Genomic DNA, 21586 nt, shown 5'->3' on the forward strand with positions numbered 1-21586 from the left:
ATGAAATCCCGTGCCGCAGTGGCTTTTGAGCCGGGCAAACCCCTGCAAATCGTTGAGATTGATGTAGAACCACCCCGTAAAGGCGAGGTACTGGTCAAAATCACCCATACCGCCTTGTGTCATACCGATGCCTACACGCTTTCAGGGGTGGATCCCGAGGGCGTTTTTCCGGCCGTCCTGGGTCATGAAGGTGGTGGTGTCGTGGTGGAAGTGGGTGAGGGCGTGACCAGCGTCAAACCGGGCGACCATGTGATTCCTCTTTATACGGCAGAATGCGGCAAGTGCAAATTTTGCACATCGGGTAAAACCAACCTGTGCTCTGCGGTTCGGGAAACCCAGGGCAAGGGCCTGATGCCCGACGGTACCACCCGTTTCAGCTACAACGGGCAACCCATTTACCATTATATGGGTACCAGCACGTTCAGTGAGTACACGGTGGTGGCCGAAGTGTCGCTGGCCAAGGTCAATCCCGAGGCACCGCTTGAAAAGGTCTGCCTGTTGGGTTGCGGTGTCACCACTGGTATTGGAGCGGTTCACAACACCGCCAAGGTCAAAGAGGGAGACACCGTGGCCGTGTTCGGTCTGGGCGCCATTGGCCTGGCGGTTATCCAGGGAGCCGTGCAGGCCAAGGCCGGCCGGATTATTGTCATAGATACCAACCCCAATAAGTTCATTCTGGCCAAGGCACTGGGCGCGACCGATTGCGTCAACCCCAAAGACCATGACCGCCCCATTCAGGACGTCATTGTTGAAATGACCGATGGCGGCGTGGATTTCAGTTTTGAATGTATCGGTAATGTTGATGTGATGCGTTCAGCCCTGGAATGCTGTCATAAAGGCTGGGGTGAAAGCGTGATTATTGGTGTGGCGGCCGCCGGTCAGGAAATCCGGACCCGTCCATTCCAGCTGGTCACCGGTCGGGTCTGGCGTGGCAGTGCCTTCGGGGGTGTCAAAGGGCGTACCCAATTGCCTGGCATGGTAGAGCAGGTCATGGCCGGAGAGCTTGATCTTGATCCGTACATTACCCATACCTTGCCGCTGGAGCGCATTAACGAAGCGTTTGACCTGATGCATGAAGGTAAATCCATCCGTGCGGTAATTCATTATTAATGTGTCATTGACCTGCCTGGAAAAACAGGCGGGTTTTGAGACCGAAGCGGCTTTGCGTTGGCTGGCGGGACCAGCGGGCAAAGCCGCTTTTCATTGTTTGTGGATGAATATTTAATATATCTTTTGGTAATATGGAAATTATTATTTAGTCGTTCCTATGTATATATCTCTTTGTTATTCTTGCTTCAACCTTACGCTAATAACTTCCAGTTGGCAACGAAGCAAACACTGTGGGTAAAAGAGAATAAAGGTGCCTGCAAAATTTACTTATTTGAATGAGATATAGATTATGTTGAAGAAAATAATTCTGGCTGTGGCAACGGTATCCGCTTTTTCAGCAACAGCGGCGCATGCCCAGGAAAAAGCCATACTGAATGCCTCTTATGATGTTGCCCGCGAGCTGTTTGGCGCCATTAACCCCAAGTTTGTCGAATACTGGAAAGCCAAAACGGGCGAGGACGTCAAGATTGACCAATCGTTTGCCGGTACTTCCCGCCAGGCCCAGGATATCGTCCAGGGCAAAAAAGCGGACGTGGTGACTTTCAATCAGGTGACGGATATCAATTTTCTGGAAAAGAATGGCCTTGTTAAAGAAGACTGGCAGAAGGCGTTTGCAAACAACAGCTCTCCTTACTACAGCACGATCGCTTTCCTGGTACGCGAAGGCAATCCCAAGAACATCAAAACCTGGGATGACCTGGTGCGTGAAGATGTAAAAGTGGTTTTTCCCAACCCGAAAACATCCGGCAATGCGCGCTACTCTTACTTGGGCGCCTGGTTATATGCCAATGAGAAATTCAATGGTGATGAGGCCAAGATTAAGGAATTTGTCGGCAAATTGCTGGGTAATGTGGTTAACTTCCCGACAGGTGGCCGTGCCGCAACGGTTGCCTTTGCCCAAAACGGGCAGGGTGATGCACTGCTGACCTTTGAATCGGAAGTAATTAACATTGCCAACGACAAAGAATATAAAGACAAGGGCTTTGAAGTGGTGGTGCCACCGGTTTCCGTACTGGCCGAATTCCCGGTAGCCGTGGTGGACAAAGTGGTCGATAACCGTGGTACCCGAGATCTGGCAAAAGAATACCTGCAGTTCCAGTACAGCAAGGATATCCAGCAACTGTTAACCACGTTTAATCTGCGTGTGCATGACCCTGAAGTGGTCAAGGCAACAGAAGCCCAGTATGCGCCTGTACGTACCATTAACCCTACCGATGTTTTGGGATCATGGAATGAAATCCAGGAAAAACATTTTGGTTCAGGCGGTATACTTGACGGTTTATTGTCCAAGCGTCGTTAAATATTCTTGATGTCAACCACATTCTCATTTTTTAAACGGACACCGTTGCTGCCGGGCTTTGGCCCGACCTTCGGTTTTTCCGTTTTATACATCAGCCTAATTATTCTGGTTCCCCTGTCCACCCTGCTGGTTTACGTAAGCGGGATGACATGGGCAGAGTATTGGGGCGCCATTACCGACCCGCGCGTGCTAAGCAGTTATCGGGTGACTATTCTGGGTGCTTTGTATTCAACTATCCTGGTCTGTGTGATCGGGTTTTTGTTTGCCTGGATTATTACCCGCTATGACTTCCCGGGCAAACGCCTGCTTGATTCTTTAATGGACTTGCCGTTTGCCCTGCCCACCGCGGTTGCCGGGCTTACCTTGTCGGCCCTTTTTGCACCCAGTGGCTGGATCGGGCAGTGGTTTGCCGCCATGGATATCAAGATTGCCTACGCTTTTCCGGGTATTGTGGTGGCCATGATTTTCACCAGTATTCCTTTTATTGTGCGTTCGGTGCAACCGGTGCTTGAAGACCTCAAGGGCGAATACGAAGAAGCGGCTTCCATGCTGGGGGCTAATAAATGGCAGACATTTTCCCGGGTGTTGTTTCCGGCAGTCAGGCCAGCCCTGATAGCCGGTGCATCGCAGGCTTTTATCCGTAGCCTGGGCGAATTCGGGGCAGTTATCATGATTGCCGGCAATATTCCTTTCGAAACCGAAGTGACTTCACTCATGTTGTTTGTGCGTTTGCAGGAGTTCAATTATCCGGCAGCAGCGGCAATTGCCTCTGTGGTATTAGTAGCTTCCCTGTTATTGCTGTTTGTCTTGCAATGGTGGCAAAGCAATTTCCTTGATAAATACGAAGACAGGTAGAAGATAAAATGAGTGGACAAAAACCGGATACTTTTGGGCAATGGTTTCTGATTGGCTTGGGCGTTGTCTTTGCCATCGTTTTGCTGGTTCTGCCTTTGGTATTGATTTTCACAATGGCACTGGGTGATGGCCTTGCCGCTTTGTGGAGCAATCTTTCCGAAGATTATATGTTGCATGCCATTGGCCTGACGGTGCTGGCAGCACTGGTTGCGGTGCCTGTCAATATCGTGTTTGGCATCATGTTGGCATGGTGCATTACCCATTACGAATTCAAGGGCAAAAAGCTGTTGCAGGCACTGGTCAATATTCCTTATGCCACTTCGCCGGTAGTGGCCGGTTTCTGCTACTTGATACTGTTTGGCCGGGAAAGTGCCTTGGGGCAATGGTTATCGGCCAATGACATCCAGGTGGTGTTCGCCTGGCCGGCCATCATTCTGGTGACCCTGTTTGTGACTTCACCTTATGTGGCCCGTATTTTGATTCCGCTCATCAGGGCCCAGGGGCTGGATGAAGAAGTAACCGCCCTGACGCTGGGTGCCAACGGCTGGCAAATCTTTACCAAAGTAACCTTGCCCAATATCAAATGGGGTCTGCTGTATGGTGCCGTGTTAAGCAACGCACGTGCGGTGGGTGAATATGGCGCGGTGGCGGTGGTGTCGGGTACCATCATGAACCAGACCCTGACCTTGCCATTGCTGGTTGATCAGCTGAATAATGACTATAAGGTGGCAGCGGCCTTTACGGCAGCCAGTGTGCTGGCCTTGATGGCATTAATGACATTAGTGCTGAAAATCCTGATGGAGTGGCTTGAGCGGCGCAAGGAAGAGCGTCACAGGCAGCCGGTTCCCGGGCGAAGGTAAAACTGGAAATAAATAATTCTGATTTTTTAAGATTGCGTATGATAAGCACTGGTATTTGACCAGTGCTTTTTTTATTTCATTTTTATGAAGTGTAATTTAAATTTAAATATTATTTTTATATGTACTTATATTAATAATGTTTCAATCATATTAAGTTTAAAAATTAAGTTTATAAACAATATATATTTAAATCAATATTAGTAATTACCCTGTAATATAGCCTACCTAAAATTCCATAAAAATTATTTTTAAAAAATAATTAATTGTTAATTAATGACAAAAAATTACTGTCATTTGTGTGTCATTTTTATGGAAGTTGTATGAAAATTACCCGTCGCGGCATGCTGCTGATAAGCACTGCCTTTGCCTTTTCTTCGCCTTTTTTTTCCGGCCAGTTGCTGGCCCAGCCTGTTGATGACAGGCCGGTTATCACGGTTGCCGTGCAACAAGTTGTGAACTCGGGTTCCCTGGATCCTTTGCGTGAGCAAAGCAACGTTGGCGGACGCGTACTGCCCATGATCTATTCAGGCCTGATCGAGGTCAATGCAACCGGTGATATGTCGCAAAAACCAGGCATTGCTGAATCATGGAAACGGATTGATAACAATACCGTAGAGTTGAAGCTGCGCAAAGGGGTGAAGTTTCATAATGGTGAAGAACTGACCGCAGAAGACGTGGCGTTCAGCTTTGGCCCGGAGCGCATGTTTGGCAAGACCCAACCGCGCCGTGCAGAGAATGACAATAAAACCATTGCAGTGGACTATGGTAAAAAACTGGCTACCGTCAATACCAAGACCACAATTGAACCTCCGCCAGAGGTAGTTGCCATTGCGCGTCGCTTGTGGCCTTCTGTTGAAGAAGTCAAAGTGATTGATGACTATACGGTACATCTGGTTAATGCAGTACCTGATTTGACATTGGAGGGCCGTTTGACCCGTGTGGGTGCCGAGATTGTGTCGAAAAAAGCGTATCTGTCTGCTGAAGACTGGAACAGCTGGGCACGTAACCCGGTTAGTGCTGGTCCTTTCAAGGTTAAAGAATTTAAGCCTGACCAATATTTGATACTGGAAGCTCACGATGAGTATTTCGGCGGCAAGCCCAATGTAAAAGAAATTCGTTATGTGGTTGTGCCCGAGGTGTCTTCCCGGATTAATGGTCTGCTTTCCGGCCAGTATGATTTTGTGACCGATGTGCCTTCAGATCAAATCAAGACTATCGAAGCCAATGGCAAGTTCGAAGTGGTGGGTGGCCCGGTTCTGAATCACCGTATTGTTGTTTTCGACAAGAATCATCCTGTGTTGGCCAATCCCAAAGTGCGTCAGGCGATGACCCATGCGATTGACCGTGAGGCGATTGTGCAAGCTTTGTGGGACGGTCGCACCAGCGTACCGGCTGGTTTGCAGTGGGAATATTACGGTGACATGTTCCTGAAAGATTGGACAGTGCCTGAATATAACCCTGAGCTGGCTAAAAAATTGCTCAAGGAGGCCGGTTATAACGGAGAGCCTATTCCTTACCGCATTTTGAACAACTACTATGGAAACCAAACCCAGACTGCCCAGGTTTTGGTTGAAATGTGGCGTGCGGTTGGCTTGAACATCGAGTTGCAAATGAAGGAAAACTGGCCACAGGTTTCTGAAAAGACCAATCGTGGTGCACGTGACTGGTCCAACTCGGCAACATTTAGTGACCCGGTCAGTTCTTTGGTGAACCAACATGGCCCGAATGGACAGCAACAGCAAAATGGTGAGTGGGCCAATGAAGAGTTCAACAAGCTTTCCCTGCTTTTGGAAACATCGGTTGATCCTGAAGAGCGCAAGGCAACTTTCCGTCGCATGCTGGAAATCAGCGAGCGCGAGGATCCCGCTTATACCGTGTTGTATGGTACGGCTGTGTTTTATGGCAAGCGTAAAGACATCGACTGGAAATGGTCTCCCAATTTCATGATGGATTTCCGCGCTGAAAACGTCACATTCAAATAAAGCACAGGACCTGAATCATTATGCCATTGCCTATTTCATCTCCGGAAAACCGGCGCGATGTAGACGTTGATGCCGGGCAGCAGCCTGAAATCCAGCTTAAACCGGCAACCGGTTTGCGCTCTGTCCAGGGGGCAGCCGCGCCTGCCAACCAGGAAGCAACCCTTAGCATACGTAATCTGAAAGTGGCGTTTGAGCAGCAAGACCGTATTGTGCAAGTATTGCATGGTATCGATCTGGATATTCTGCCGGGTGAAACCGTGGGTATTGTGGGTGAGTCCGGCTGCGGCAAAAGCGTAACCTGGCTGGCCATCATGGGCTTGCTGGGCAAGCGGGCCCGTCTGTCCGGTTCGGTGAAGTTGAACCGGCAGGAAATTCTGTCGGCTTCATCAACGGTTTTGACCGGCCTGCGGGGCAAGCGCATTGCCATGATTTTTCAGGATCCTTCTTCTTCCCTGAATCCGGCACACCGCATCGGCTCACAAGTCGCCGAGGCGGTTAGCCTGCACCGGGGCCTGCATGGCCAGGCTGCGCTGGAAGAAGCCAAACGATTGCTGGATCGGGTACGGATTCCCGATGCGGCACAACGCATGAAAGCCTATCCACACGAATTGTCCGGCGGTATGAACCAGCGTGTCATGATTGCCATGGCACTGGCTGGTGAACCCGAACTCTTGATTGCCGATGAGCCAACCACTGCGCTGGATGCCACGGTGCAAGCCCAGATTCTTGACTTGCTCAAAGAAGTGCGTGCCGAGTCTGGCATGGCAATGGCCCTGATTTCGCATGATTTGGGGGTGATTGCCGATATTAGTGACCGGGTGATGGTGATGTATGCCGGCAGGGTGGTGGAATCGGCAAGCAGCGAGCGGATTTTTTCCAGCCCGGCTCACCCTTATACCCGTGGATTGATGGATGCCTTGCCTGATTTGCAATCGTCTGGTCGCCTGAAGTCGATTCCGGGGTTTGTGCCTGAACCGGGCAAGTTGCCACTAGGGTGCAGTTTTAGCCCGCGTTGCGAGCGTAGTACCCAATTGTGTGTAAATGCCCAGCCGGTGCAGGTTCGCTTGGACAGGGAACATCTGGTTTCCTGTTTCAACCTTGGAGAGCAGTCAAGTGTTGCTTGAAGTCAATCAACTTGTCCGTCACTATCCGGTCAAGTCATCATCATTGTTATTTGGTAAAAAAAATGTCCTGAAAGCTGTAGATGGGGTGTCATTTACCCTGCAGGCCGGCAAAACCCTGGGTCTGGTTGGTGAGTCCGGTTGTGGCAAATCGACGACGGCCAAAATGGTGCTTGGGTTGCTAGCGCCTAGTCAGGGCTCGATCCGTTTTGAAGGTGAAGAAGTCCCCCATCAGCGGACCAGGCATTGGCGTGCACTGAGAAAGCGCATGCAAATGATTTATCAGGATCCGTTGGCTGTGCTGGATCGTCGTTTGCCGATTATCGAGCAGGTCATTGAGCCATTAACGGTACAGGGTAACGGTTCAAGAGAATTCAATTATCGCAAAGCCGCCAATAGTCTCGAGGCGGTCGGCCTCATGCCTCATATGTTTGAACGCTATCCCCACGAATTGTCCGGTGGCCAACGTCAACGGGTCGTGCTGGCCCGCGCGCTAGTCTTGGAACCGAGCCTGCTGGTGTGTGACGAGCCGATTTCGGCTCTGGATGTTTCGATTCAGGCCCAGGTCATCAATTTGCTTGAGGACCTGCAAAAAGCAAGAAAGGTGGCCATCCTGTTCATCAGTCATGACCTGAAGGTGGTGCGGCATATTTGTGATGAAGTGGCTGTCATGTATTTGGGCCGGATCGTCGAGCAGGGGGACACCAAACAAATTTTCAGTCATCCGGCACATCCATATACACAGGCACTGGTCTCTGCGATTCCCGTTATGCGGCAGGGACAGCAAAGCCAACGTATTGTTTTGCAGGGTGAGCCACCCAACCCCATTGATGTACCGGCCGGTTGTGCTTTTCATCCGCGTTGCCAGCATGCGATCGCACGTTGCAGGCAGGAAAGACCGGCTCTGGTATCGCTTGATTCGCAACGCAAGGTCGCTTGCCACTTGTATCAGGTGGCTGGCGTTGCGGACCACAGCATCGCAGCAGGAGCGTAACTATGCTGTCGTATTTTGCATCTCGTATTTTTCGTTCTTCATTAACTGTTTTTTTGGTGCTCAGTTTTGCGTTTGTCATTCTGCGGATGTCGGGTGACCCGGCCCTGATTATTCTTTCACCGGATGCACCGCCGGAGGCGATTGAGGCTTTCCGTAAAAGCCAAGGGCTGGATGCCCCATTGTGGCAACAGTATCTGGGTTATTTTTCCAGTCTGCTCCATGGAGAGTTTGGTGTGTCAATGCGTGATGGCCGGTCGGCGATGACCATGGTTTTGGAGGCCGTACCCGCCACACTGTATATTGCCTTTCCCGCGTTTGTTTTTCAGCTGTTGCTGGGTGTGCCCATGGGTATTCTGGCAGCACTGAACCGCAACTCGTTCATTGACCGTTTTGTCATGAGCTTGTCGGTGGCGGGACATACTTTGCCCAGCTTTGTATTGGGATTATTGCTGGTATTGATCTTCGCGGTCAGTCTGGGCTGGCTTCCCAGTGGTGGCTATGAATCCGCGCAATCGGCTGTTTTGCCTATCTTGACCCTGACGATCGGTGGCGCCGCCGTGCTGGCCCGGTTTACGCGTTCAGCGATGCTCGAGGTGTTGGGACGCCCATATATTCGTGCTGCGGTTGCCAAGGGATTGAACTGGAAACAGGTGGTTATCCGGCACGCTTTACCTAATGCGGCAATTCCCATTATTACCATTATCGGCTTGATGCTGGGTGGCCTGGTTGCCGGTGCGGTGGTTGTGGAAAGTGTTTTTTCCTGGCCGGGAGTGGGGCGCCTGCTTGTATCGGCCGTTTCCAATCGTGATCTTGCTGTTGTGCAATCGGCCTTGCTCTTGATCACGTTCAGTATGGTAACCGCTAATTTGTTGGTCGATGCGGTGTATTGCCTGGTAGATCCAAAGCTCAGGCACAGTCTTTCCGGAACAGGGGGCTAATATGCAAAAAAATTCGTCTATCAGTGCTTTGCCGTTAGCTACTCCTGCAGTGCTTGATATGGCTACTGCACCGGTGCGTATCAGTCGTGCCAAACGCTGGTTGAAGGCCTGCCCACCCTTGGTGATGGCCGGCATTGCCTGGATTGTACTGATGCTGGTGGTGGCCCTGTTCGCCAATTATCTGGCTCCTTACACATATAGTGCGCTGGATCTGAAAGCGCGTTTGCAACCACCCGTATTCCTGGGTGGTGAGGCCAGTCACTGGTTGGGTACCGATGAGCTGGGGCGGGATGTGTTGTCCCGTTTGATTATTTCGATCCAGATCAGTTTGTTGATTGCTTTTATCAGTACCCTGATATCCGCTTTTATTGGGATGGTGCTTGGCTTTTTAGCCGCCCACTTTCGTGGTTGGGTAGAGCAATTGGTGCTGGTCCTGATTGATTTTCAGGCTTCATTGCCTTTCATGATTATCGCACTGGCGGTCTTGGCTTTCTTTGGCAATTCACTCACGCTATTCATTGTCTTGATGGGTTGTTATGGATGGGACCGAACCGCCCGGATTACCCGCAGCCTGACGATTGCTGCCAATGAACAGGGTTATGCCAGTGCCGTACATGATATTGGCGCTTCGCCGTGGCGGGTGTATATCCGCCATGTACTGCCCAATATTGCCAGCACGATTATTGTCAGCGTTACGTTGACTTTCCCGGAAATTATTTTGCTTGAATCCGGTTTGTCCTTTTTGGGGTTGGGGGTACAGCCTCCCATGACCAGCCTGGGCAACATGGTGGGCTATGGACGAGAATACCTGCAGTCCGCACCGTGGATTCTTCTGGCGCCGAGTTTGATTATTGTCCTGACTACTTTTTTCATTAGCATTGTTGGTGATTGGCTGCGTGACCGGCTGGATCCAACCTTGCGTTAACACCCTTCATTTTTAAAGAGTTTCTTGTGAGCAAGCAAAGAAAAAACGTATTATTGATTGTTGTCGACCAATGGCGTGGCGATACCCTGGCCAAACTGGGCCATCCTGTCATCAAGACCCCTAATATTGATGCTTTGGCCGAGGAGGGAGTTACCTTTGCCAGGCACTATACCCAAGCCGTACCTTGCGGACCAGGCAGGGCTTCGTTGCTGACCGGTTTGTACATGATGACGCATCGTGCCGTACAGAACACCATTCCGCTGGATTCCCGTCATACCAATATTGCCTGGGAAGTACGCAAGGCAGGCTATGAACCGGCCCTGGTTGGCTACACCACAACCACGCCTGATCCACGTAAGGTGTCTCCCGAGGATCCCCGCTTCAAGGTATTGGGCGGTGATATGGAAGGCTGGCGTCCGGTAGGCTCCTGGGGTTTGCACATGGAGTCTTACTTTGCCTGGCTGAGCGCGAAAGGTTTTGAGGTACCCGATAATCCTTGGGATATCTGGTTGCCGCAAGGCCGGGAAGCCGGTGATATTGGTGCCACGAATAAACCCAGCTCTATTCCGGCAGAATTGTCCGATACAACCTGGTTTACCAATAAGGCGCTTGAGTACTTGCACGGCGTTAAAGACAAACCCTGGTTCCTGCATTTGGGTTACTACCGTCCGCATCCGCCATTTGCCGCGCCAGCGCCTTACCATGATATGTATGATCCGGCTGATTGTCCTGATGCCATCCGTGCCGAGACGGTCGAGAAGGAAGGTGAGCAGCATCCCATGCTCAAGTTCTATCTTGACTCCATCAAGCGCAATCGTTTTTTTGAAAATGGCGAGGGGCTGGGTGCTGAAATGGATGATGCCGAAGTACGCCAGATGCGCGCTACTTACTATGGCCTGATGAGCGAGGTGGATGACCAGTTGGGCCGTGTGTTTGATTACCTGAAACAAACCGGCCAGTGGGATAATACCCTGATCGTGTTTACCAGTGACCATGGTGAGCAGCTGGGCGATCATCACCTGCTGGGCAAGCTGGGCTATTTCGACCAGAGCTTTCATATTCCGATGATTGTGCGTGATCCTTCCCAACAGGCCGACCAGACTCGTGGCCAGATTGTCAATCGCTTTAGCGAAACCATCGACACGATGCCTACTATCCTTGACTGGATGGGACTGCCGGTGCCAAGGGCTTGCGATGGCAGCTCATTATTGCCTTTTGTGCGTGATGGGCAAGCCCCCGCGGACTGGCGCACTGAAGTGCATTACGAATTCGATTTCCGCAATATTTATTACTCCAAACCTGAAGAAGTCTTGGGCCTGCAAATGGATGAAAGTTCCCTGGCCGTGGTACAGAATGAGCAATACAAGTATGTGCATTTTGCCGGTTTGCCACCGTTGTTCTTTGATTTGGAGCAAGACCCACATCAACTGGTTAATCAGGCCGGGAATCCCGCCTACGACAGCGCAAGGCTTGCCATGGCAGAGAAAATGCTGAACTGGCGCCTGCGTCATGCCGATCGATCCTTGACTGGCTATGCCGCCAGCCCGGAAGGTTTGCAGTCGCGACTATAATCTGAAGTTTGTATAACTATTTGCAGGGTGCCGGATGTTATCCGGTACCCTGTTGCAGGAAACCGCAATGAATGATGCAGGAAAAATCCTGAATACCCGTACCGCACTGATTTTTGATCTTGATGGCACTTTAATCAATACCGAGCCTGATATTCGCCGTGCCCTCAATGATGCGCTGAAAGAATGCCGCTTTGAACCCATGCCTGCGCATATGCCGGTACCCAATATGCATGCCACGCTGGGGGATATCGTTACCACCGTCATGGAAAACCAGGGTATCCCTGCCGCGGCCATGCCCGATTTACTTGCCGCTTATGCCAAATATTACCGTGACAATGGCCATGTCGATGCGCAATTGTATCCCGGTGTGCTGGCGTTTTTGCAAAACCAGCAGCAAAGGGGGTGTGTTATGGCGGTTTGTACCAACAAGATCAGGAAGGATGCATTAAGGGTATTGGCGCATTGCGAAATTTTGCCATTTTTTGGCAGCGTGATTGGTGGTGACACTGCCGTGCATCCCAAACCCCATCCGGCACCATTGTTGCAGGCCCTGCAGGAAATTGGCATGGCCCCTGAAGAGGCGGTTTTTGTAGGTGATACCTACGTAGATGCGCTGTGTGCCAGCCAGATCAACATGGATTTCGTCCATCATGAAGCCGGTTATGGAGGCGAAAAGGTTTTTGACTATCCTGCCAATGCCCGCTTCATGGATTACCGTGATTTGATTCAATCTTGAAATAAATGGAAAATCCGGTCAGCCGAAAAAAACATCAGCCAGCCGGATATGGCGTTTATATCCACCTTTCCAGCATGCCGATTATCCCGGCAAAGGCCAGATACGGTCCAAACCGGATCATGCTACCTGCGTTGCGCTTGCCGCGCAGGCGCTGTACCAGCACGACAATCAAAGAGAGCCCGGTGGCTACAATCAGCAGCACGGGCAGGAACATCCAGCCAAACCAGGCACCCAGGGCGGCGATTAGCTTGAAGTCGCCAAACCCCATGCCTTCGGTTTTGGTAATGCGTAAAAATATCTGGTAAAGCAGCCACAGGCTCATATAGCCGCCTGCGGCACCCAGCACGGCATGCTCAAGTGGCACGAAAGTATCATTAATGTTGATTAGCAAACCCGCCCACAACAGGGAAAGGGTCAGGTGGTCGGGCAACAGGCTTGTTTCGGCATCGATCCAGGCCAGGCTTAGTAAAACCAGCATGAAGCCAATACTGGCCAAGGCGGCAAAACTACTGCCAAAAAACCAGCAGAACAGTGCGGCAATCAGCGGGCCGAGCACCATGAACTGGCTGCGTAACCGAAAATGCCAGGCAGGCACTTGCAGCGGAAGGTCCGGATCAATTGTGCGTGGCAGGATATAGGCGGCCCGGCTAAGCCAGAAACAGGCTGCCAGTGCAAGCAGTACAGCCACTAACATGGCAAGCAGCGGTTCATCGATCAGGTTGGTCCACATTTCTCATTTCCGTTTGGGTGTTTGGCCACAAGGTATTGGGCAGGAAGTATTGATTTTAACGGATTTGTCGTTGTATGCAGGAAACAGCCCGGGCCAGATTTGCCCTATCCGGTGAATCAGGCCATGGAGGGTGGTGTTAAATGGGGTAACATTCTGTTTGCCCTGGTGAATTGGCCTGTGAATAGACGGTTTGGCAGGATATTTGGAATTTTGCAAACATAGAAAAAGAGGAGACGATATGTTTCAACTGAAAAAAACCACGCTTTGCATGGCACTGTCCTTGGGTGTTTTGTCAGCATCACAGGCAGCCGAGCCGATCAAGGTGGGCGTTGCGCTGGATATTTCCGGCCCTTTTGCGGCGATTGGTGTGGAAACCCGTGATGGCATTGAGCTGGCGATTGAAAAGCTGGGTGGCAAGCTGGGTGGCGTAGAGGCCGAGTTCCTGCAAACCGACTTTGCCGGCAACCCCCAGCAGGCCAACCAGCTGGTTAACCGTTTCATCCAGAAAGACAAGATTGATTTCTTCACCGGTCCGGTTGCTTCCAATGCGGCACTGGCCGTTGGCCCAGCCCTGTTTGCCGCCAAAGTACCTTTTCTTTCCAGCAACCCCGGCCCCAGCCAGTTTGCCGGCAAGCAATGCAACCCGTATTTTTTTGGTGTTTACCAAAACGACACCTATGATGAAGCGGCAGGGGTGCTGGCCAACGAGGCCGGCTATAAAAACGCGGTTATCATTGCGCCCAATTATCCGGCCGGCAAAGATCACCTGGGTGGTTTCAAGCGCACTTATAAGGGTGAAATAAAAGAAGAAATCTATACCAAGGTGGGCCAAATTGATTACGCGGCCGAAATTGCCCGTATCCGTTCAGAAAAGCCGGACGCGGTCTACCTGTTCCTGCCGGGGGCCATGGGCATCAATTTCGTCAAGCAGTTTGTGGGGGCGGGTTTGAAAGACATTCCGCTGCTGGCACCGGGCTTTTCGGCTGACCAGGACGTGATTGCCGCGGTGGGTGATGCAGTGGAAAACCTGCAAAACACGGCACACTGGGCGCATGACCTGGATAATCCGGCCAACAAGGCATTTGTACAGGCTTTCCGCGACAAGTACAAGCGCTATCCCACCGTGTATGCGGCCCAGTCTTATGATGTCGTGATGGCCATGGATGCGGCGGTACGTGATGTCAACGGTAATGTCCAGGACCGTGATGCACTGGTGGCGGCCCTTAAAAATGCCAATTTCAACTCCGTGCGCGGTGATTTCAAATACGGGGTTAACAATTACCCGATCCAGAATTACTATGTTCGCAAAATTGGTAAAGATGCCAACGGTGAATTAACCAATATTCTGGTGAAAACCATTTTGCCAGACCATCAGGATGCCTATGTGGCTGAATGCAAGATGTAAGCGGCATTCAGCGATCAAGCGGAAGTATTGATGGATGTGATTTTTGTATTTGAGCAATTGCTTAACGGGATCGGCTACGGCCTGATGCTGTTTTTGCTGGCTGCCGGCCTGACCCTGGTGTTTGGCATCATGGACACGCTGAATCTGGCGCATGGCTCGCTGTACATGGCGGGTGCCTATCTGGCCGCGCGGGTGCACGAGGCCAGCGGCAGTTTCCTGTTGGCCATTGTGGTGGCGGTTGCGGCCACAAAAATCCTGGCTTTGTTGCTGGAAGTGCTGGTCATGCGGCAGCTTTACCGGCGCGACCATCTTTCCCAGGTGCTGGCCACGATTGGCCTGATCATGATGGCTGATGACGCGGTACGGGCCATTTGGGGACCGTCGCCCATTATGGCACCCACGCCAGCCGGGTTGTCGGGGCCGGTCACGCTGTTTGGTGTGCTGCCTTATCCGTCTTACCGGCTCATGCTTATTGTGGCCGGTTTGCTGGTGGCGCTGGGCTTGTATTTGCTGGTGAATCATACCCGTCTTGGCATGATTGTGCGGGCAGGGGCTTCCAATCGGCGTATGGCCGAGTTCATGGGGGTTCGCGTGGACCGCGTGTTTTCTTTTGTTTTCATACTGGGGGCCGGGCTGGCCGCGCTGGCCGGTGCCTTGATGGGGCCCATTAGTTCAGTGCAAATCGGCATGGGTGATGCCATCCTGATTCCGGCGCTGGTGGTGATTGTGATTGGCGGCATCGGTTCTGTCAGGGGCGCCTTTGTGGCAGCTTTGTTGGTGGGTCTTATCGATACCGCCGGGAGGGCCTTCCTGCCACTGTTACTGCATGTCATGCTCTCCCCCGACCTGGCAGCCGACCTGGCTTCGGGGCTGGCCAGCATTGCCATGTATATCCTGATGGCTACCGTACTGGCGCTCAAGCCGTCCGGTCTTTTTCCGGCAAGAGGCTGAGTCATGCAAAACAACCATTCCGCCACCTTACCTGTGGTACCGCTTCCATTGCGCGCACGGCAGGAAGGCGGGCTGTCTTTATTGGCGCCCTGGCTGGTACTGTTGTTGCTGGCCGCTTTTCCGCTGGTGGCACCCTTGCTGGGGCTGGAATACTACGTGGGTTTTGTGCAAAGGCTCATGATTTACAGTATTGCCGTCAGCAGCTTGAACTTTCTGGTTGGCTATGGGGGTATGGTCGCGCTGGGGCATGCCGGCTTTCTGGGTATTGGTGCCTATACACTGGTGGCTTTGCTCGATAGCGGGCAAGACTCCATATGGCTGGCCTGGGTGCTGGCCATGGGCGTGTCGGGGTTATTTGCCCTGCTGATTGGCAGCATCAGTATTCGTACCCGTGGCATGTATTTCATCATGATCACGCTGGCGTTTGCACAAATGCTGTATTACCTGGCGGTCTCGTTCAACCGTTACGGTGGGGAGGACGGTTATGGCATTTATGTCCCGCTTTCTCTGGGCAGCTGGCTTGATGACATTCCCCATGCCCTGTATTGGGTTGTTTTGTGCGTGGCTGCATTGGTGTTTGCCATGGGTAGTCGGGTGGCGGGTTCACGCTTTGGTCTTGCCTTGCAGGGTATTCGCGATAATGAAGTGCGCATGGGTGCCATGGGCTATCCGGTGTATGCCATTCGTTTGCTGGCCTTTGTGGTGGCGGGTGCTTTTGCCGGACTTGCCGGTGCCATGCTGGCCGTCAATAATAATTTTGTCAGTCCGTCCATGATGTCGTTTGGCGAATCGGCCGGCTTGCTGGTGATGGTGATTTTAGGTGGCATGGGACATCGCTGGGGTCCGGCTCTTGGGGTGGCGGTATGGCTGACCCTGGCTGAAGTACTCAAGTTGTATACCGATTACTGGCACTGGCCCATGGGCCTGATCTTGCTGTTGTCGGTTTTTCTGTTGCCGGCAGGGCTTGCGGGTGGCAGTCGTAAAAGGGTCATCAAATGAGTCTGCTGAACGTGCAAGGCCTGGTCAAGCGCTTTGGTGGCCTGTTGGCAACCGATCATGTTGATCTGGACGTGAAAGCGGGTGAGATCCATGCCTTGATCGGTCCGAACGGGGCCGGTAAATCCACCTTGGTAAACCTGGTATCCGGATTGTTTGCGCCCGATGAAGGCACGATCACCCTGGATGGGGTTGAGCTGGTGGGTAAGTCAATGAACCAGCGGGTGCGTTATGGTTTGTCGCGCTGCTTTCAGGTAACCAGTATATTTCCCGATCAAACCGTTTGGGCCAATTTAATGCTGGCGGCCCAGGCGCATGAAGGCTCCAGTTTCCGTTTTTTTGGTCAGCGCAATCATGAAGCGGTGTTGCAACAGCGAGCCTTGGGCCTGGCGGAAAAAATCGGCTTGGGCGATTGCCTGAGCCATCTGGCCGGTACCCTGCCGCATGGTGTGCAACGTAAACTGGACGTCGCGCTGGCGCTGGCTTCACGGCCCAAACTGTTGTTGCTGGATGAGCCCATGGCCGGTATGGGGCCCGAAGATTCTTTGCAAATGATTGAATTGATTCGCCGCTTGCGGCAGGAATGTGCCATTTTGCTTATTGAACACGATATGGATGCGGTTTTTCAGCTGGCAGACCGGATATCCGTTCTGGTATACGGTCGTGTCCTGACCTCGGGCGATGCCACGCATATCCAGGGGCACCCGCAAGTACAGGCGGTTTATCTGGGCACCGGAGAGCAGGCATGAACGTTACCCCTTTGCTAAGCTGTCAAAACCTGAATGCCGGTTATGGTGCCAGCCAGGTCCTGTTTGATGTGGGCTTTACGATTCATGCCGGTGAAACCGTTACGTTGCTGGGACGCAATGGCATGGGCAAAAGCACCACCATTAAATCCATTATGGGTGATTTGCGCAGCAAGTCGGGTGACATCCATTTCAATGGCCGGCCGGTGCAGTCCCTGAAGGCGGATGCCATTGCCCGTTTGGGGATGGCCATTGTGCCCGAAGGGCGGTTGTGTTTTCCCAACCTGACCGTGCGCGAGCATTTGCTGGCTTTTGCCGACCGGCGTAACGGGCGGGCCGATGGCTGGGACATTGATCGTATCTATGCGCTTTTCCCCCGGCTTAAAGAGCGTGCTTCGCATATGGGCAACCAGCTTTCGGGCGGCGAGCAGCAAATGCTGGCCATTGGCCGGGCCCTGTCCACCAATCCGCGCCTGCTGATCCTGGATGAGGCCACTGAAGGGCTGGCACCGGTTATCCGGGATGAAATCTGGGCCTGTCTTGCCAAATTGCGCCAAGAAGGTCAAACTACGCTTATAGTTGACAAATACTTGGAAAAACTGCTGGGCCTGGCCGACCGGCATATTATTCTTGAGCGTGGCCGTGTGGTATGGGAGGGCTCGTCTGCCAGCCTGGCCAACGATCGCAGCCTTTGGGCACGCTATCTGGGCGTATAAATCATTAAGTATTCAAAGGACGGTACTGCCGTCCGCGCTATACATCCCCGCCCTGAACGGCGAGGCTTTTCGTGCAATCCGGTACACATAAGGAGCACTTATGGTTTCAACATCAATGGTGCGGTTGCTGGAAAAGGTGCGGGCCTGCAAGGTTTGTGAGCCCCATTTGCCGCTTGGCGCAAAACCGGTTCTGGCGGCTTCTTCCCAAAGCCGTATTCTGTTAATCGGGCAGGCGCCGGGTCGCAAAGTGCATGAAACCGGGATTGCCTGGAATGATCCCAGTGGCGATAACCTGAGCAACTGGCTGGGTCTTGATAAAGAACAGTTTTACAATCCGGACCTGGTGGCCATTGTGCCCATGGGGTTTTGTTATCCGGGTGCGGGCAAATCGGGCGACCTGCCGCCGCGCCCCGAATGCGCACCGTTATGGCACGCAAAACTGCTGGAAAAAATGCCCCATATTATCTTGACGGTTTTAATTGGCCGCTACGCCCAGGGCTATTATCTGAAAGACAGGGCGTATAAAACCCTGACTGAAACCGTGCAGCATTACAAAGAATACCTGCCGCAGTATTTGCCCCTGCCGCACCCCTCACCCCGCAACCGCATCTGGCAGCAGCGCAACCCCTGGTTTGAAGAAGAAGTGTTGCCAGAACTGAGGCAGCGGGTGCAACGGGCATTGAAATAAATACTGACGGAGTGGTTTAAACTTCAGTCCTGTAAGCTTTATCGGCCTCTTCAAACTTCTTGACTACTTCTTTGGGTGGCTCACCACCAAACAGGGAAACCAGAATGATAGTCACAAAGCAGGCAATAAAGCCGGGTACGATTTCGTACAGGTTAATGCCCGAGTTTTTCCAGAGCACCACGACAATGGCCCCTACAATCATGCCAGCCAGGGCGCCTTTGCCGGTCATGCGTTTCCAGAACACCGACAGGATGATAACAGGACCAAAAGCGGCACCAAAACCGGCCCAGGCATACGCCACCAGACCCAGCACCAGACTGTTGGGGTTGCTGGCCAGCCAGATGGCAATCAAGGCAATGAGCAGAACCATGAAACGGCCAATCCAGACCAGTTCTTTTTGTGAGGCGTACGGACGCAGGAAGCCTTTGTAGAAGTCTTCGGTAATGGCGCTGGAGCAAACCAGCAACTGGCAGCTTAAGGTGCTCATTACGGCGGCCAGAATGGCGGACAGGATGATGCCGGCAATCCAGGGGTTGAACAGGATGGTGGCCAGTTCAATGAAAATACGCTCATGGTTTTGAGTGACGGGGCCAGCCAGTTCCGGATGTTCCTGGAAGTAGGCAATACCGAAATAGCCAACCGCCACGGCACCGGCCAGACACAGGATCATCCAGGTCATGCCAATGCGACGGGCGTTTTTCATGGCGCCAACGCTTTCAGCTGCCATGAAGCGGGCCAGAATATGAGGTTGGCCAAAATAACCCAGGCCCCATGCTGCGGTACTGACAATACCCAGGAACGTGGTGCCGGCAAACAGGCTGGAGTATTCCATGCCTGCAGTGGTGGCGGCAGCCTGGATGGATGCCATGGTTTGTTGCCAGTCGCCCAGGCCAATCAAGATCATGATGGGGGTAAGGATAAGCGCAAAAATCATTAAACTGGCCTGGATGGTATCCGTCCAGCTAACCGCCAGGAAACCGCCAATAAAGGTATAGATAATAGTGGCGCCCGCACCCAGCCAAAGGGCCGTGCTGTATTCGACATGGAACAGGCTTTCAAACAGGCGGGCACCCGCCACAATACCGGACGCACAGTAAATGGTGAAAAAGAAAAGAATGATGGCGGCGGCCACAAGTTTGATAAGGCGGCTTTCGGCACCAAAGCGGTTGTGGAAATAGTCGGGCAGGGTCAGGGCGTTGTTATTGTATTCGGTATGAACACGCAAACGCCCGGCAATGAGTAGCCAGTTCAGGTAGGCACCCACAGTCAGTCCGATGGCAATCCAGGATTCGGTTAAACCACTTAAGTAAATGGCGCCAGGCAGACCCATTAACAGCCAGCCTGACATGTCCGAGGCACCGGCTGACAGGGCGGTTACGAAACTGCCCAGACTGCGGCCACCCAGAATGTAATCGTCAAAATTCCGTGTGGAAAAATACGCGATGAACCCTATTGCAATAACGACGATAAGGTAAATGGCGAAAGTAATAATCATAGGGTTTAAATTGCCCATGTTTTTCCTTGTCCTGTTTTTGAAAATGCCTGCTAGATTACCGATTTTTATTTTGTAAATATATTGGGGTTAACCATTGTTAGGGGTAGTTAACCCGATAAAAATCAATAATTTAGTCTAGAAATGAAATAATTGTTTTGTGGTGTTGTTGGTACGGGTTAACCCTTTGAATGTATTGCTTTAATTTTCCGGATGACGGTTTGATCGGGCTATCGGTGCCGTTGTTTATTTGTGTAGTGAAAATACGTAGTTACATACGGTGCCCGCTCGGATAGAATGCCCTGATTTGTTTTATTCTTCTTGAAGGGGTCGCGCAGTGTCGGGGTGCTTTTTTGGATTCGGTCATGTGTTTGTCAAGATATCCAGACTCTCGGGTTTTAAATTTAAATATCAATTCAAGGAATCCAGAATGAAACTCAGTGCCCTGATAAAGGTATGTTCATTGTTTTTTGCGGCCACGACCGGTTTGTTTGCTACGAGTGTCCAAGCCAACAATTATAAACCGGAATACAAACTGTCTATTGTCGTGAGTGCGAAATCTCCATGGGAACAGGGAGCGCAAACCTGGTCCGATCTGGTCCGGGAAAGAACCGAAGGCCGGATCAATATCAAAATCCATAAAGGGGCTTCGCTGGTTCAGGGTGAGCAAACCCGTGAGTTCACCGCCATTCGCCAGGGGGTGATTGATATGGCTGTGGGTTCAACCATTAACTGGTCATCGCAAGTCCGTCAGCTGAATATTTTTTCCCTGCCATTTCTGATGCCCGATGATGCGGCGCTGGATGCGCTGGTGCAGGGTGAGGTGGGAAAGCAGCTGTTCGCACTGATTGACAAGGCGGGCGTGGTGCCGTTGGCCTGGGGTGAAAACGGTTTTCGTCAAATCAGTAATGCCAGGCAAGCCATTCAATCGCCTGAAGACATGCAAGGCTTGAAGCTGCGTGTGGTGGGCTCACCGTTGTATATGGATATATTTACTGCCTTGGGTGCCAGTCCGATGCCTATGAGCTGGGCCCAGACGCAACCTGCGCTGGCCAGTGGCGAGGTCGATGGCCAGGAAAATCCCCTGTCCATTTACCTGGGCTCCAAACTCTATGATGTGGGCCAGAAATACCTGACATTGTGGAATTATGTGAATGATCCCCTGGTGTTTGCAGTGAATAAAAATGTCTGGAACAGCTGGACTGAACAGGACAGGGAAATTGTCCGGCAGGGCGCGCAAGAGGCTGCCCGGCAGGAGGTGGCACTTGCCCGTAAAGGAATGACTCCGGACGATGATTCCTTGTTAAAGGAAATTGCCGCTCATGGGGTGGAAATCACCCGTCTGACATCCGAACAGCATCAGGCCTTCGTCAAGGCAACCCGACCCGTTTTTGACAAATGGAAAGAACGCATTGGCACAGAGCTGGTTGAGCAGGCCCTGCAGGATATTGAAAACCGCCAGCAGTAAAA

20 protein-coding genes are annotated in these 21586 nt (G+C 52.1%); 18 read left to right on the plus strand and 2 right to left on the minus strand.

Annotation, left to right across the window (positions count from 1 at the left end; translation table 11 throughout):
* The 11 genes from HCX92_RS02700 (at window position 1) to HCX92_RS02750 (ending at window position 12392) form a co-directional block, all read left to right on the plus strand.
* The gene (locus tag HCX92_RS02700) at window positions 1-1110 is read left to right on the plus strand and encodes an S-(hydroxymethyl)glutathione dehydrogenase/class III alcohol dehydrogenase (protein ID WP_169293388.1); all 1110 of its coding nucleotides are present in this window, start codon (window positions 1-3) and stop codon (window positions 1108-1110) included.
* Between the two features lie 289 nt (window positions 1111-1399).
* Window positions 1400-2410: a thiosulfate ABC transporter substrate-binding protein CysP gene (cysP, locus tag HCX92_RS02705; RefSeq protein WP_169293389.1), complete on the plus strand. Its 1011-nt coding sequence runs from the start codon at window positions 1400-1402 to the stop codon at window positions 2408-2410.
* Window positions 2411-2419: 9 nt separating this feature from the next.
* The gene (gene cysT / locus HCX92_RS02710) at window positions 2420-3265 is read left to right on the plus strand and encodes a sulfate ABC transporter permease subunit CysT (RefSeq protein ID WP_169293390.1); all 846 of its coding nucleotides are present in this window, start codon (window positions 2420-2422) and stop codon (window positions 3263-3265) included.
* Window positions 3266-3273: 8 nt separating this feature from the next.
* On the plus strand, window positions 3274-4125 hold the full coding sequence (cysW, locus tag HCX92_RS02715; RefSeq protein WP_169293391.1) for a sulfate ABC transporter permease subunit CysW: 852 nt from the start codon (window positions 3274-3276) through the stop codon (window positions 4123-4125).
* A gap of 320 nt (window positions 4126-4445) precedes the next feature.
* Window positions 4446-6107: an ABC transporter substrate-binding protein gene (locus HCX92_RS02720; protein WP_169293392.1), complete on the plus strand. Its 1662-nt coding sequence runs from the start codon at window positions 4446-4448 to the stop codon at window positions 6105-6107.
* Window positions 6108-6127: 20 nt separating this feature from the next.
* Window positions 6128-7231, plus strand: a complete 1104-nt coding sequence (locus tag HCX92_RS02725; protein ID WP_169293393.1) for an ABC transporter ATP-binding protein — start codon at window positions 6128-6130, stop codon at window positions 7229-7231.
* On the plus strand, window positions 7206-8222 hold the full coding sequence (locus HCX92_RS02730) for an ABC transporter ATP-binding protein (RefSeq protein ID WP_248289981.1): 1017 nt from the start codon (window positions 7206-7208) through the stop codon (window positions 8220-8222). The genes HCX92_RS02725 and HCX92_RS02730 overlap by 26 nt, the downstream gene beginning before the upstream one ends.
* Before the next feature lie 2 nt (window positions 8223-8224).
* On the plus strand, window positions 8225-9160 hold the full coding sequence (locus tag HCX92_RS02735; RefSeq protein ID WP_169293395.1) for an ABC transporter permease: 936 nt from the start codon (window positions 8225-8227) through the stop codon (window positions 9158-9160).
* Between the two features lies 1 nt (window position 9161).
* A complete protein-coding gene (locus HCX92_RS02740; protein ID WP_248289982.1) occupies window positions 9162-10085 on the plus strand; it encodes an ABC transporter permease in 924 nt (307 codons plus the stop codon).
* Window positions 10086-10111: 26 nt separating this feature from the next.
* On the plus strand, window positions 10112-11656 hold the full coding sequence (pehA, locus tag HCX92_RS02745; protein ID WP_169293396.1) for a phosphoric/sulfuric ester hydrolase PehA: 1545 nt from the start codon (window positions 10112-10114) through the stop codon (window positions 11654-11656).
* A 67-nt stretch (window positions 11657-11723) separates the two neighbouring features.
* Complete coding sequence (locus tag HCX92_RS02750) at window positions 11724-12392, plus strand: HAD family hydrolase (RefSeq protein ID WP_211182232.1); 669 nt, start codon at window positions 11724-11726, stop codon at window positions 12390-12392.
* Window positions 12393-12447: 55 nt separating this feature from the next.
* Here the strand turns inward: HCX92_RS02750 and HCX92_RS02755 are convergent, their stop codons facing one another.
* On the minus strand, window positions 12448-13122 hold the full coding sequence (locus HCX92_RS02755) for an A24 family peptidase (protein ID WP_169293398.1): 675 nt from the start codon (window positions 13120-13122) through the stop codon (window positions 12448-12450).
* A 238-nt stretch (window positions 13123-13360) separates the two neighbouring features.
* Between HCX92_RS02755 and HCX92_RS02760 the strand changes: the two genes are divergently transcribed.
* The 6 genes from HCX92_RS02760 (at window position 13361) to HCX92_RS02785 (ending at window position 18624) form a co-directional block, all read left to right on the plus strand.
* Window positions 13361-14527: an ABC transporter substrate-binding protein gene (locus HCX92_RS02760; protein WP_169293399.1), complete on the plus strand. Its 1167-nt coding sequence runs from the start codon at window positions 13361-13363 to the stop codon at window positions 14525-14527.
* 30 nt (window positions 14528-14557) lie between these two features.
* Window positions 14558-15478: a branched-chain amino acid ABC transporter permease gene (locus HCX92_RS02765; RefSeq protein ID WP_169293400.1), complete on the plus strand. Its 921-nt coding sequence runs from the start codon at window positions 14558-14560 to the stop codon at window positions 15476-15478.
* Between the two features lie 3 nt (window positions 15479-15481).
* Window positions 15482-16477 (plus strand): branched-chain amino acid ABC transporter permease, encoded by a 996-nt coding sequence (locus HCX92_RS02770; protein WP_169293401.1) that lies wholly within the window; start codon window positions 15482-15484, stop codon window positions 16475-16477.
* The gene (locus tag HCX92_RS02775; protein ID WP_169293402.1) at window positions 16474-17223 is read left to right on the plus strand and encodes an ABC transporter ATP-binding protein; all 750 of its coding nucleotides are present in this window, start codon (window positions 16474-16476) and stop codon (window positions 17221-17223) included. The genes HCX92_RS02770 and HCX92_RS02775 overlap by 4 nt, the downstream gene beginning before the upstream one ends.
* Entirely contained in the window at window positions 17220-17936 is a 717-nt protein-coding gene (locus HCX92_RS02780) for an ABC transporter ATP-binding protein (RefSeq protein ID WP_169293403.1), read from the plus strand. The genes HCX92_RS02775 and HCX92_RS02780 overlap by 4 nt, the downstream gene beginning before the upstream one ends.
* A 100-nt stretch (window positions 17937-18036) precedes the next feature.
* Complete coding sequence (locus tag HCX92_RS02785) at window positions 18037-18624, plus strand: uracil-DNA glycosylase family protein (RefSeq protein WP_211182233.1); 588 nt, start codon at window positions 18037-18039, stop codon at window positions 18622-18624.
* Between the two features lie 16 nt (window positions 18625-18640).
* On the opposite strand, the gene putP is transcribed toward HCX92_RS02785, so the two are convergent.
* The gene (gene putP / locus HCX92_RS02790) at window positions 18641-20137 is read right to left on the minus strand and encodes a sodium/proline symporter PutP (protein WP_169293404.1); all 1497 of its coding nucleotides are present in this window, start codon (window positions 20135-20137) and stop codon (window positions 18641-18643) included.
* Between the two features lie 427 nt (window positions 20138-20564).
* On the opposite strand from putP, the gene HCX92_RS02795 reads away from it, so the two are divergent.
* Window positions 20565-21584 (plus strand): DctP family TRAP transporter solute-binding subunit, encoded by a 1020-nt coding sequence (locus tag HCX92_RS02795; RefSeq protein WP_371808385.1) that lies wholly within the window; start codon window positions 20565-20567, stop codon window positions 21582-21584.
* Window positions 21585-21586 lie beyond the last annotated feature (2 nt).

The sequence above is a fragment of the Advenella sp. EE-W14 genome, from assembly GCF_012923605.1.
GTDB classification, from domain to species: domain Bacteria; phylum Pseudomonadota; class Gammaproteobacteria; order Burkholderiales; family Burkholderiaceae_B; genus Advenella; species Advenella alkanexedens.

What these genes read in the sequence shown, in the direction of transcription:
- HCX92_RS02700 (WP_169293388.1), top strand. Translation starts at nt 1, where the DNA reads ATGAAATCCCGTGCCGCAGTGGCTTTTGAGCCGGGCAAACCCCTGCAA.
- cysP (WP_169293389.1), top strand. Translation starts at nt 1,400, where the DNA reads ATGTTGAAGAAAATAATTCTGGCTGTGGCAACGGTATCCGCTTTTTCA.
- cysT (WP_169293390.1), top strand. Translation starts at nt 2,420, where the DNA reads ATGTCAACCACATTCTCATTTTTTAAACGGACACCGTTGCTGCCGGGC.
- cysW (WP_169293391.1), top strand. Translation starts at nt 3,274, where the DNA reads ATGAGTGGACAAAAACCGGATACTTTTGGGCAATGGTTTCTGATTGGC.
- HCX92_RS02720 (WP_169293392.1), top strand. Translation starts at nt 4,446, where the DNA reads ATGAAAATTACCCGTCGCGGCATGCTGCTGATAAGCACTGCCTTTGCC.
- HCX92_RS02725 (WP_169293393.1), top strand. Translation starts at nt 6,128, where the DNA reads ATGCCATTGCCTATTTCATCTCCGGAAAACCGGCGCGATGTAGACGTT.
- HCX92_RS02735 (WP_169293395.1), top strand. Translation starts at nt 8,225, where the DNA reads ATGCTGTCGTATTTTGCATCTCGTATTTTTCGTTCTTCATTAACTGTT.
- HCX92_RS02740 (WP_248289982.1), top strand. Translation starts at nt 9,162, where the DNA reads ATGCAAAAAAATTCGTCTATCAGTGCTTTGCCGTTAGCTACTCCTGCA.
- HCX92_RS02750 (WP_211182232.1), top strand. Translation starts at nt 11,724, where the DNA reads ATGAATGATGCAGGAAAAATCCTGAATACCCGTACCGCACTGATTTTT.
- HCX92_RS02755 (WP_169293398.1), bottom strand. Translation starts at nt 13,122, where the DNA reads ATGTGGACCAACCTGATCGATGAACCGCTGCTTGCCATGTTAGTGGCT.
- HCX92_RS02760 (WP_169293399.1), top strand. Translation starts at nt 13,361, where the DNA reads ATGTTTCAACTGAAAAAAACCACGCTTTGCATGGCACTGTCCTTGGGT.
- HCX92_RS02765 (WP_169293400.1), top strand. Translation starts at nt 14,558, where the DNA reads ATGGATGTGATTTTTGTATTTGAGCAATTGCTTAACGGGATCGGCTAC.
- HCX92_RS02770 (WP_169293401.1), top strand. Translation starts at nt 15,482, where the DNA reads ATGCAAAACAACCATTCCGCCACCTTACCTGTGGTACCGCTTCCATTG.
- HCX92_RS02775 (WP_169293402.1), top strand. Translation starts at nt 16,474, where the DNA reads ATGAGTCTGCTGAACGTGCAAGGCCTGGTCAAGCGCTTTGGTGGCCTG.
- HCX92_RS02780 (WP_169293403.1), top strand. Translation starts at nt 17,220, where the DNA reads ATGAACGTTACCCCTTTGCTAAGCTGTCAAAACCTGAATGCCGGTTAT.
- HCX92_RS02785 (WP_211182233.1), top strand. Translation starts at nt 18,037, where the DNA reads ATGGTTTCAACATCAATGGTGCGGTTGCTGGAAAAGGTGCGGGCCTGC.
- putP (WP_169293404.1), bottom strand. Translation starts at nt 20,137, where the DNA reads ATGGGCAATTTAAACCCTATGATTATTACTTTCGCCATTTACCTTATC.